The sequence below is a fragment of the Rheinheimera riviphila genome (assembly GCF_004005945.1).
Lineage (GTDB): Bacteria > Pseudomonadota > Gammaproteobacteria > Enterobacterales > Alteromonadaceae > Pararheinheimera > Pararheinheimera riviphila.
The window spans coordinates 224,604-236,235 of record NZ_SACS01000002.1; the positions used below are offsets into that span (position 1 = coordinate 224,604).

Sequence of the window (11,632 nt, forward strand, 5' to 3'; positions counted from 1 at the left end):
AGTGTGTTGATAAGCAGCGAAGTTGATAAGGAATGAGATTGATATGAGCGATTATCGCAACATCGTCCGTCAAGGCCTGTGGCAAAACAATCCAGGCTTAGTGCAGCTGCTGGGCCTCTGCCCTTTGCTTGCCACCAGTTCCACCATGACCAACTCACTGGGCCTTGGTTTTGCCACCATGCTGGTGCTGGTCAGTACCAATCTGATGGTGTCGCTGATCCGCAGTCAGGTGCCGAATGAAATCCGCATCCCGATTTTTGTGATGGTGATTGCCGCAGTGGTGACCGCCATTGAACAGCTGATGCAGGCTTATACCTATCAGCTGTCGCAATCGCTTGGCATTTTTATCCCGCTGATTGTTACCAACTGTATCGTGATTGGCCGGGCTGAAGCTTTTGCCTCGAAAAATCCGTTATTGCCGTCGATTGTCGATGGTTTGATGATGGGGCTTGGTTTTACGCTGGTGTTGTTTTTACTTGGCACTTGTCGCGAGCTTTTGGGTCAGGGCACCTTGTTCGATGGCGCCGAAGCCTTATTTGGCGCCTGGGCAACGGTGCTACGGGTTGAAGTTTTTCACACCGAAAGCCATTTCCTGTTGGCCATTTTGCCACCAGGCGCTTTTATGGTACTGGGCTTTTTAATCGCCGCCAAAAACGCCATTGATGCACGGCAAAAAACCAGTCAGGTGCAAACCGCCAGCATCACCCGCGCCAGAGTCACCCATGTGGCCAGCAGTGAGAACTCCGCCGGATGAATCAGCAAAAACGCATCACCATTTTATCCAGACTGCGTGATGCGAACCCAACACCAACCACCGAGCTGGAATACAGCTCGCCCTTTGAACTGCTGATTGCCGTGCTGCTATCGGCGCAGGCGACCGACGTCGGCGTCAATAAAGCCACCCGCCCCTTGTTCGCCATCGCCAAAACCCCGGCCGCCATGCTGGCGCTGGGCGTCGATGGCGTAAAGCACTATATTAAAACCATTGGTTTGTTTAATACCAAAGCCGAAAATGTGATTAAAACCTGCCGGATTTTAGTGGAGCAACACCAGGGCGAAGTCCCGGAAAACCGCGAAGCATTAGAAGCGCTGCCCGGTGTCGGCCGCAAAACCGCCAATGTGGTGCTAAACACTGCTTTCGGCTGGCCAACCATCGCTGTCGACACCCACATCTTCCGTGTCAGCAACCGGATGAACTTTGCGCCTGGCGCCAACGTCGACCAGGTGGAACAAAAATTACTGAAAGTGGTGCCAGCCGAGTTTAAACTCGATGTGCACCACTGGCTTATTCTGCATGGTCGTTACACCTGCATTGCCCGTAAACCAAAATGTGGCAGTTGCCCGGTGGAAGATTTGTGCGAATATAAAGAAAAAGCTGAATAGCGCCACAGCGGCCGACAGCGCCACCATCGGCTTGCCAGCCATTCACCCACAGGACATTGCCATGCGGATTTTACACACCATGCTGCGCGTAACGCAGTTACAGCGCTCCATCGACTTTTACACCCAGGTGCTGGGGATGAAATTACTGCGCCAGTCAGATAACCCTGAGTATCAATACACCCTGGCGTTTGTTGGTTTTGGCGATGAGCGCGAAGGTGCGGTGCTGGAGCTGACCTACAACTACGGCGTTGAGCAGTATGAATTAGGCACGGCTTTTGGCCATATTGCGCTGGAAGTGGATGATATCTATCAGGCTTGTGCCGAGATCAAAGCCCGTGGTGGCGTGGTAAGCCGCGAGCCTGGACCGGTCAAAGGGGGCACCACCGAAATCGCTTTTGTGCGGGATCCGGACAATTATGCAATTGAATTGATTCAGAAAAAAGCCAATTACCAAGCGCTGTAATGGCTGGCTGTTTATACCCGTCATCCTTGAAGATTCGGGGTTGTTGGCCGCCTTCACTCACTGAAGCGTCAGTCCGACCCAGTCACATAGAACAGCTATGCTCCGGGTCGGACTGGCGCTCCAGATTCGTTCAGTTGCCGCGGTTCCACCGTGGCCATCCCGAATCTTCAATGATTTTGGGTATATTCACATCAGCTTAGGACAACTGCCGCAGCTGCTGACTGATCTGATCCGCAGATTGCGGCCGCGCCAGGTAATACCCTTGCAAAAATTGACAGCCAAGCAAAGTTAAAGCGCCCGCCTGCTCCTGCGTTTCTACCCCTTCGGCCACCAGTTGCAGCTGCAAACTCTGCCCCATCGCCACAATGGCGCGCACTAAATCGCGGCTGCGATCATTGTCGCTCATCGCTTGCACAAAGGAGCGGTCAATTTTTAAGGTTTGCAGCGGAAAACGGCTTAAATAACTCAGCGAGCTATAACCGGTGCCAAAATCGTCCAACGAAATTTGCACACCAAGAGCGGTGAGCATTTGCAACACAGCGCTGACTTCGGCACTGTCATCCAGCAACACCCGCTCAGTGATCTCCAGCTCCAGCTGCGCCGGTTGTAATTGATACTGTTGCAGCAACTGCTTGATGACATCCGCAAAACCCGGCTGATTTAGCTGCAATGCCGAGACATTGACACTCATTACCAGTAAATCCTGGCTGCTTTGTTGCCACAACGCCAGCTGCTGACAAGTCTGCTCTAACACCCAATGCCCCAGCTGCACGATATAACCACTTTCTTCAGCCACCGGAATAAACCGATCCGGGCCCACCACACCAAGACTTCGACTATGCCAGCGCAGCAACGCTTCCATTTTGGTAAAAGTGGGGGTGCCGCTGTGATAAATCGGCTGATAAACCAGGGACAATTCCTGGCGCACAATTGCCTGTTTTAACTCAGTATCAATAAACAATAGTTGCTTGGAGCGCTCCAGCATCGGCTGGCGGAAACACACCCAACGATTGCGGCCTTGCTGTTTCGCTTCGTACATGGCGATATCGGCGTGTTTAAGTAAGGTATCACTGTCGCAGCCGTCCGTTGGCGACTCGCAGCTGCCGATGCTCAGCGACAGCGGCAGTACCAGGCCCTGCAGCTGAAACGGTGCGCTGAATACCTGCTGTAATCGGCTGCTGACTTGCTGTAGCACCAGCGGTGGCGTCAGGGTTTCGACAGTTTCAGCTGCAGACGATCCCAATAACAACGCCAGCGCAAATTCATCACCACCAAGGCGTGCCAGGGGTAAAGCGGCAAATTCCTGTTGCAGCCGCCTGGCAACTTCCACCAGCAATTGATCGCCAATCTGTGGGCCAAAGTTGTCGTTGATCCGCTTAAAATGGTCGACATCAAATACCAACACCGCCACCGCTTGTGTGAGCAACAGCCCGTCGACGTGCTGACCAAAGGCATTACGGTTGAATAAACCGGTCAGCCGATCGGTCGCCGCCGCCAGCTGCAATGCAGCTTGTTGCGCTTTACGTTCACTGATATCCAACAATTGCACCAGAGCATACAGCTGGCCGCGTTCAACATAAGGGGAACTAATCAGTTCGGCCTGTAAAGTCTGGCCATTGTGCAGCAGAAGTTCGGCTTCATCGATATAAGGAGGTTTGGAGTGCGGTGCCGACAATCGTTGAAAGTATTGATCTGCCATCGCGCGGGTCAGCCTGGGCAACACTTCGGTGACATGTTTACCCTGTAATTGCTGGCGGGAACTGTAGCCCAATAATCGGGCACCACGGGTATTGGCAGTTCTGATATAACCGGCTTTATCGCGGATCATAAATCCATGACTCAGGCTATCCAGCATTGCGCGGTATCGCTGGCGGATTTGATCCAGTACCAGATAAAAGAAGCCGAACAGGCAGGCGATTTTTGCGGCGGCCGCCACCGCCAACACGGACGATAGATGCCATTGATATTCACTGGCCGGCGGCATCACCAGGGTCACCAGCGCACGCGTCATTAAGATAGCGCCGAGCCAACGGTATTCCGGCAACCGGCGCCAGAACCAATAACCGCTGAGCGCGAATAAAACCGCCATCACGCCATAATGCAGCAGTGCCATCGGTGACATCAACGACACAAAAGGATCGCCCCATTGCACACTGGAACGCAGCACCAGCGCAGCAATCAGCAACACCCAGAGTTCACGCCGCCAATGGGTTAAATCTGCGCCCAGCGCCCAACGACTGCCAAACCAATAACCACACCAGCCGCCTAAGGCGAGCAGCGTGACAATTTCATAACGCCAGGCATAACCCGGCAGCAATGGCTGTGGCAGATACCAATACAGCACCATCAGCGTCAGACTGAGATGTCCAAGCCCCCAATACAGTGCATGAAAGTCCCGTCGTTGCAGCCACCACAGGAAAATCAGCAACACACTCAGGAGTACATCCACCACAAAGGAAACCAGTGCCATATCCTGCATCAAGGGCTCCGGCAATAACTTTGGGAAAAGCATGCGGCACACAGTGCCACAGCAAGTTCGATGATAATAAACTGATATTCAAACTAAAACATAATTGCAGCAAGTATTTAAGCAGGAAAAACAAAAATAAATAATGATGAAAGCAACGATAGCCTGGATCTGTTGAAAATAGAGTCGAGAGCGGCGGACCCAGTGAGTCCGCCCTCCGGATACGCTTAACATATTGTGATTAGAATGAAAAAATGTAGGGCGTACTCACCGCGCTAGCGGTAGTACGCCGAATACGCCAAGTGGTCGTTTTAAATGTTGATATACGGCGGACTACCTTCGGTGAGTCCGCCCTACTTCCTAAATAAAATCAATTGCCTGAGTAGGGCGTACTCACCGCGTCAGCGTAGGGCGTACTCACCGCGCTAGCGGTAGTACGCCGAATACGCCGATAAAGCCGAATACGCCAACAACACCAACTAACCCTCTGGATAAACCTCAATCCAGACTTTTTCATTCAGCGACAGCGCCAGATTATTATCATAATAAGCGGCCTCATTAATAAAAGTCGGATACACCACTTCCGTACCTTCATAAGGCAACTCTTCCCCACTAAACAAGGTAAACAGCGGTTGTCCGGGCTGAATGGGCTGATAATCACGGTCCTGAATATTTTTATGCACCATGCCAAGCCGTTCACCGTTGGCTGATACCGGCAACTTCAGACTATGTAAATACCGGAAAGCTTCAACCCGCGCTGGCAATTCCGGCAACGTGCCCAGATTGTAATGTTCAATAAAATCCAGAATATGCTGGGTCATCTCGTGCATTTGTTCCAGCACGTCCTGGCGTAACACCGACTGCGGTTGTGGCCCAACTTCGACAATCACCCCAAAAGTACCCACAGTACAAAGCAGCGCATGATCCTCAGCTTTAAAATGATCTTCATCCCGCGAAATCACCGCTTCCGGCATCTTCTGCGCAATGTAACCGGCCAGCAGATTATAAATAGCCCCAGGCTGAGTCAGAATTAAACAAGCACCCATATTGCTGGTGGTGTTGTGTAAATCAATTAGAAAGTCGGTTTTGGCGGCGCCTTTGGGGCCCAGCTCAGCGTTAATAACCTTAGCCCGGCTTTGTTCATAATTGGCAAGTGCCGGATTGGCTAAATCAACGGTCTTAAACTGCCGGTTTAAGTCGCTGTCGCGATATCGTTTATTGGCCTGATGCGCCATCGGATTGGCCAGCAAAGTGCGGCAACTGAAGCTGGATCTTGTAGTGAGTTCCGGTGCGGCGCGATAGCGTTTCTCCAGATAAATACCGGAGAATTCATTGCCATGGGTACCGCCGACAATTGCGACTGTGCGGATAGGCTTGGTGGCAGCGATGGCTGAAAAATCTGACATGAAAAGCTCCGGCAAATTGGCTGAATATCGGGTGATACCGGCGAGTGTTCAGGCATCACAAAAGACGGTCATTATGCCCGAGCTGCTGTTCTTTTTGAATGTTTTTGAATGAAAATCAGATATTCATGCAGATAATATGGATATAAATAAGAATTTTGCGTTAAACACCCAATCGGCTTCAGGCCGCAGGACGTTGTTCCAGCACGTTACAAGGAATACGCATTTGTTCAGTCAGACTACGGTTGAGCAGATCCTGCGCCGCCGGGGTACATTTACCACATTGACTACCCACACCTAAGCACTGCTTCAGCTCGCGCATGGAACAGGCACCATCCGCCACCAGGTTACGGATTGCTTTGTCGGTCACTGCTTTACAAACACAAATGTACATAACAGCCTACTCCTGAAAATCGCCGTTATCTTAATCTAATTAAGAACAATTATCAATACTGCTATAAAAAACCACCGCAAGTGGCTGTTGCAGCAATAAAAAAAGCGAAACAGTCTGCACTATTTCGCATTTTTGAGACTTGCAACTATGGGATTTGTCGTAAAAAACCACCTGTACAGTGGCCTTCCAATCAAATCTTAGTGGCTGCTATCTTCTTCCATCGCTTCGAGCAGGGTTTCCTGCAGTTCGACCGGAGAAATCACGATGCCTGGTTCATCCGCATGCGGGAATACCGCGATGGACAGCTCATCACCGTCTAAACCAGAAGTCCATTTGTCGAGCCAGGTGCTGATATCAACGGCCTGCGCTGAGCAATTGGCCCAATCGCCTTCAATCCACAGCTGCGCCACTTCGGCATGTGGCCACACCGGAATACAACGCTCATCTTCAGCCGTAACCAGGACAAAACCTTCTTCATCGGTCAGGATCCAGATCTTTTCCAAATCAGCTACTGCGGTAATAAAATAATCGTAACGCTGTTCAGCGTCCAATTGGGTCACTTTTTTCAGTTCGTCCGCAGACAGGGTGTATTCCATAATTTTACCTTTCACTTGGTTATTGGTATACCCGTCATCCTTGAAGATGCGGGGTTGTTGGCCGCCTTCGCTCACCCCAGTCGCATAGAACAGCTATGCTCCTGGGGATTCGTTCAGTTGCCGCCTACCCGCATCGTCAATGATTTTGGGTATATACCCGTCATCCTTGAAGATGCGGGGTTGTTGCCATCTCTCGTCCGCCCTGGTCACATAGATAGCTATGCTCCCAGGGACGCACTCATTCGGCGCCTACCCGCATCTTCAATGATTTTGGGTATAGATATCCGCTATGATGACCCAAACTCTGAATTTCGCCTAGTCCTTTGTGCTGCGGACTAAGGCTTTAACCGCACTGGCACCTGGCTATAACAAATATCCAGCGCACCATTGCCTTTGTGTTTAAAGAATTCATTACCGCGTGCACGGCGCTGTGCCAGAGCGTCGATAAAAGCCGGGCTACTGGTGTCCTGCCATTGCAACGCTAAACGGGCACTTTCGGGTAAATCACTGCCGAGTGTAGCGCTGACAATCTTACTCCGTGCCTTCACATCAGCAATGATACCGCCGGTCTGTGCCGGACCATAGTTGACGCCGTTTAACAGCTCAGCGCCCCACACGACTTTGGCAAACACCGACATATTCTGATCCAAATGCCTTGGTGCCTGACCACGCATCAAAGCAAAATCGGTGGTGCCACTATCGGCATTGGTGTCGCGCGCCAGATTGACGGTCAATGGGCAACTCAGCAGCCATTCCTGACCGCTGTCACGACCGACCGCAAATCCCTGATTAAAACCTGTTTCAGCAGCAAACATTTCCGGTTTTTGCACTAAGGTATAGCGATCGGCGGCTTTTACCGGCCAGCTAAATTCGGCTTTAACCCCAGGCCAGTTTTGGTTGGTGAGTGTTGGGTGTTTTTCATCTTCCGGTAAACCAGCTTGTAGCACAAATTGATCAATCACCCGGTAAAACGTCAGCCCCTGATAAAAACCAGCCCGCACTAATTGCCGGAAACGCTCCGTGTGACGTGGTGCAAACTGATCGGCCAGTTTAAACACCACAGTGCCATGCTCCAATTGCAGATACACCAGTTCCGATTGCGGTAGATCCAGCCACACTTCGTTTACAGCGACTTTTGCTGCGACTTCGGCAGCATTCACCTGACATATCCAACAGAAACCCGCCGTTAGCCAGGATAATTTACTTACCAACTTCATCCGTTAAGTTCCTTGTTGAAAAACCAAATTGAACATTACTGTGCGCAACAAACATTTCGTATCAATCAGTGCGCATCAAACGGCTGGCATCGGCAGCAACTGATCGGCAGCCAGCAATAACACCGCATAACGGCCACCTTTGGCGATAAACACCATCAGTACAAACAACGACAAGCGCATCCGCATCACACCGGCGACGATGGTCAGCGGATCACCAACCACCGGTAATGCGCTGAGTAACAAGGCCGGCGTGCCAAAACGGCCAAACCAGTGCTCAGCGCGCGCCATTTGTGGCGGTTTCACCGGAAACCATTTGCGGTCCGAAAAACGCAGCGCCTGTGAGCCTAACCACCAATTCACACAAGATCCCAACACATTGCCAAAAGTGGCGACCACCCAAAGCAAAAGCGGGGTAAACCCGTGCCACCACATGCCCGCCATCACCACTTCTGAACTGCCTGGCAGTATAGTTGCTGAGGTAAATGCGCTGGCCAACAGCAATAGCCAGGGCCAGAAAAACCAGTCCGTCATCTGTTACACCAACAACATCAACACAAAACGGATCCAGAATGCCCAGAGCACCACACAGCTGATTAAAAACAGATTAAAGCGGCGTCGCACGTGGTTCGAAGTAATATGCACGATGCTATGTAACAAGCGCAGTGCTATATAAAGCGCACCAAGCAGCACAAACACCAGATCGGCCAGTTGAAAGTGCAGGACAAATAACACGCCAAACATAAACAACATCGGCATCTGGAACTGATTGTCGAAATTGCGGCTGGCGGTGATCACCCCTTCATTGGCGCCGGCCAAATCCATGGTCCGAAAAGCGCCCAAACTAATTTCTTTATTTCTGGCCGCACTAAAACGCCGGCGCCCCATAATCACCATAATGACGCTGATTAACAGCACCTCCGCCACCACGGTTAACACTAAAAGTTTATCCACAATCTGCCCTCCTTCTATTTGTGATCTCAGAGTAATGCATTCAGCCCCCTGACTCCACCCCAAACTGTATATGGCGCGCTAGCTGCTGAAAGGTCGACCAGCCACTTCTGTAATGGCAGAGCATCCGGTTATACTGTGGCCTTTGCTAATTTCTGCGGACATACCATGGCACAGTTGTATTTTTATTATTCGGCGATGAATGCCGGCAAATCCACGGCCTTATTACAAAGTGCCTATAACTATCAGGAACGTGGCATGAACGCGGCTATTTTTACCGCGGCGCTGGACGATAGGTACGGTATTGGTAAAGTCAGTTCGCGGATTGGTCTGGCGATGGATGCCCTGTTATTTGACGCAGATTTGAATTTCCTGACGAAGTGCCAGGACTTAAAACACCAAGGACGGCTCGATTGTGTGCTGATTGACGAAGCGCAGTTTTTGTCAAAAGCGCAGGTACGTCAGCTCACCGATGTGGTTGATAACTTACATGTGCCGGTGCTGGCGTTTGGCTTACGGACAGATTTTTTGGGCGAAACCTTTGCCGGCAGCCAGGCGCTGTTAGCCTGGGCCGATAAACTGATTGAACTGAAAACGATTTGTCACTGCGGCCGTAAAGCCAACTTTGTGGTCAGGCTGGATCAGGATGGCCATGCCTCAACGGCAGGTTCGCAGGTGCAAATTGGCGGCAATGACACATACGTTTCGATGTGCCGCAACCACTTTAAACAGCTGGTGTGGCAACCTTCGGACCCGGATAACAGTATTTAAAGTTGTTTAACTGGCACGCACGACCGCCGGTACTTCACTGACCGGCTTAAATACCGGCCGCACCGGGCTGGGATTTTTATCCAGGTTTTTGTCGGCAGTTTTATGTCCGGCATCGACCAAATCGCTGATTGGACTGCTGTGATTAAAGCCTGTCGGCGCTTCGGTGATCAGCTTCACTATTTGCGCCACGGCGAAGTTTTCGCAGTGGTGTTCAAGCTGACGTAGTAACTCGGACATTTCTTTCCACGACATCGATACTTCATCGGCAGCCATAATCCGCGGATGGGCGGTTTGGCGCACGTTTTCACCGATCAGCAGCTCTTCATACAATTTTTCGCCTGGTCGTAAACCAGAAAAACAAATTTCAATGTCACCTTCCGGGTGTTGCTGATCTTTCACTTCCAGCCCCATCAGATGCACCATCCGGCGCGCTAAATCAGCAATACGCACCGGCTCGCCCATATCCAATACAAACACATCACCGCCCTTGCCCATGGCGCCCGCTTGAATCACCAACTGGGCCGCTTCCGGGATGGTCATAAAATACCGGATAATTTCCGGGTGGGTCACCGTCAGCGGGCCACCATTGCGAATTTGCTCACGAAATAACGGTACCACCGAACCAGACGAGCCCAGCACATTACCAAAACGCACCATACAAAAACGGGTGTGATGCTGACGCGTCGACAAGCCTTGTAATACCAGCTCTGCCAGACGTTTCGACGCGCCCATAATATTAGTTGGCCGCACCGCTTTATCGGTTGAAATCAGCACAAAAGTTTCAACACCGGCCGCAATGGCCGCTTCAGCAGCACACCAGGTGCCAAACACGTTATTGCTGACGCCTTCGACAATATTGTATTCAACCAGCGGCACATGTTTATACGCCGCAGCATGGTACACGGTTTGTACCTTAAAGCTCTGCATCACTGCTTGTACCCTGGCTTGTTTTTGCACGTTGCCAAGAATAGGTTTTAACTTTACATCGACACCAAGCTCTTGAATATAAGCAGCTAATTCTTGCTCAATGCTATATAGCGCAAATTCTGATGCTTCAAATAGCACCAGCATCGTCGGTTCGTATTGGACGATTTGGCGACATAATTCCGAGCCAATCGAGCCACCGGCACCGCTGACCATCACCACTTTTTCTTTAATATTGGCGTGCATCAGTTTTAATTTTGGTGCCACCGGATCACGGCCAAGCAAGTCTTCAATTTTGACATCTTGTAATTCATCAATCCGCATCGAGCCATCAACAATATCGCTCATGCCCGGCACTGTTTGTACCGGAATTGGTAAATTATCTAAGGATTCAAGCACTTCACGACGCCGTGCCCGACTGGCAGATGGCATCGCCAATAAAATACGGCTGACATTTTTTGATTTTACGATAGCAGCAATTTGTGCCGGGCTACCAACATGCATGCCAAGAATGGTTGAGCGTTGTAAGGTTGCATCGTCATCGACAAAGGCCACAGGATGAAATTGTTCGCCGTTCAAAAGTGCCTGCGCCAACTGCCGACCAGAAGAACCGGCCCCATAAATCAGCACCCGTTGTTTATGACCATTGTGCCGCTGGAATAAAAACATCCGCGCCACCAAACGTAAACCACCGCTGGTCACCAACGCCAGAATGGCATACACGAACACCAGATTGCCTTTATCGGCAATACCAACCAACTGAAATAACATCACCAGGATCATCGCGTTACTCAGAATACCCGCCAGCACAGCACCAAGCGCATGTTGCCCGATATAGCGAATAACCGCGCGGTATAACCCTAATTTGGTGAAAGCCAGAATCGTCGCTGGAACAGATAGCAGAAAAATTGGGAAGGTTTGCAGCAATGCCGCGAGAGGAATTTCCTGTGTAACGTAAACAGCAACCAACATTGAAAATGTTAAAAATCCAACATCAGCAATTACTGAAATTGCACGTTTGGCATAACGTGGCAAAGACAAAAGCCATTCAAGCATGCATTAAACT

General features: G+C 50.7%; 12 protein-coding genes. 4 read left to right on the plus strand and 8 right to left on the minus strand.

The genetic code is table 11. The features are described 5' to 3' along the window. Positions 1-43: 43 nt before the first annotated feature. The 3 genes from EOE67_RS03405 to gloA all read left to right on the plus strand — a co-directional run bounded on the left by EOE67_RS03405 (position 44) and on the right by gloA (position 1,846). Entirely contained in the window at positions 44-754 is a 711-nt protein-coding gene (locus EOE67_RS03405) for an electron transport complex subunit E (RefSeq protein WP_127697643.1), read from the plus strand. Further along, positions 751-1,383 (plus strand): endonuclease III, encoded by a 633-nt coding sequence (gene nth / locus EOE67_RS03410; RefSeq protein ID WP_127697644.1) that lies wholly within the window; start codon positions 751-753, stop codon positions 1,381-1,383. The genes EOE67_RS03405 and nth overlap by 4 nt, the downstream gene beginning before the upstream one ends. Positions 1,384-1,444: 61 nt before the next feature. After that, the gene (gene gloA / locus EOE67_RS03415) at positions 1,445-1,846 is read left to right on the plus strand and encodes a lactoylglutathione lyase (RefSeq protein WP_127697645.1); all 402 of its coding nucleotides are present in this window, start codon (positions 1,445-1,447) and stop codon (positions 1,844-1,846) included. Positions 1,847-2,042: 196 nt separating this feature from the next. Here the strand turns inward: gloA and EOE67_RS03420 are convergent, their stop codons facing one another. From EOE67_RS03420 to EOE67_RS03450, 7 genes are all read right to left on the minus strand, one after another. Further along, entirely contained in the window at positions 2,043-4,325 is a 2,283-nt protein-coding gene (locus tag EOE67_RS03420) for a putative bifunctional diguanylate cyclase/phosphodiesterase (protein WP_164852203.1), read from the minus strand. A gap of 467 nt (positions 4,326-4,792) precedes the next feature. Next, on the minus strand, positions 4,793-5,719 hold the full coding sequence (locus tag EOE67_RS03425; protein WP_127697647.1) for an aspartoacylase: 927 nt from the start codon (positions 5,717-5,719) through the stop codon (positions 4,793-4,795). 178 nt (positions 5,720-5,897) lie between these two features. Next, positions 5,898-6,110 carry a bacterioferritin-associated ferredoxin gene (locus EOE67_RS03430; protein ID WP_127697648.1) on the minus strand — a complete coding sequence of 71 codons (213 nt, stop codon included), beginning with the start codon at positions 6,108-6,110 and terminating at the stop codon, positions 5,898-5,900. A 197-nt stretch (positions 6,111-6,307) separates the two neighbouring features. Beyond that, the gene (locus EOE67_RS03435; protein WP_068063749.1) at positions 6,308-6,706 is read right to left on the minus strand and encodes a DUF2750 domain-containing protein; all 399 of its coding nucleotides are present in this window, start codon (positions 6,704-6,706) and stop codon (positions 6,308-6,310) included. 335 nt (positions 6,707-7,041) lie between these two features. Then, positions 7,042-7,923 (minus strand): peptidylprolyl isomerase, encoded by an 882-nt coding sequence (locus tag EOE67_RS03440; RefSeq protein ID WP_127697649.1) that lies wholly within the window; start codon positions 7,921-7,923, stop codon positions 7,042-7,044. A gap of 75 nt (positions 7,924-7,998) precedes the next feature. Continuing rightward, entirely contained in the window at positions 7,999-8,454 is a 456-nt protein-coding gene (locus EOE67_RS03445; protein ID WP_127697650.1) for a YqaA family protein, read from the minus strand. Positions 8,455-8,457: 3 nt separating this feature from the next. Then, positions 8,458-8,874, minus strand: coding sequence for an MAPEG family protein (locus tag EOE67_RS03450; protein WP_127697651.1), 417 nt, complete (start codon positions 8,872-8,874; stop codon positions 8,458-8,460). A 165-nt stretch (positions 8,875-9,039) separates the two neighbouring features. Here EOE67_RS03450 and EOE67_RS03455 point away from each other — a divergent pair, with 165 nt between their 5' ends. After that, positions 9,040-9,642, plus strand: coding sequence for a thymidine kinase (locus tag EOE67_RS03455; protein WP_127697652.1), 603 nt, complete (start codon positions 9,040-9,042; stop codon positions 9,640-9,642). Between the two features lie 6 nt (positions 9,643-9,648). On the opposite strand, the gene EOE67_RS03460 is transcribed toward EOE67_RS03455, so the two are convergent. Beyond that, the gene (locus EOE67_RS03460) at positions 9,649-11,622 is read right to left on the minus strand and encodes a polysaccharide biosynthesis protein (RefSeq protein ID WP_127697653.1); all 1,974 of its coding nucleotides are present in this window, start codon (positions 11,620-11,622) and stop codon (positions 9,649-9,651) included. Positions 11,623-11,632: the final 10 nt, after the last annotated feature.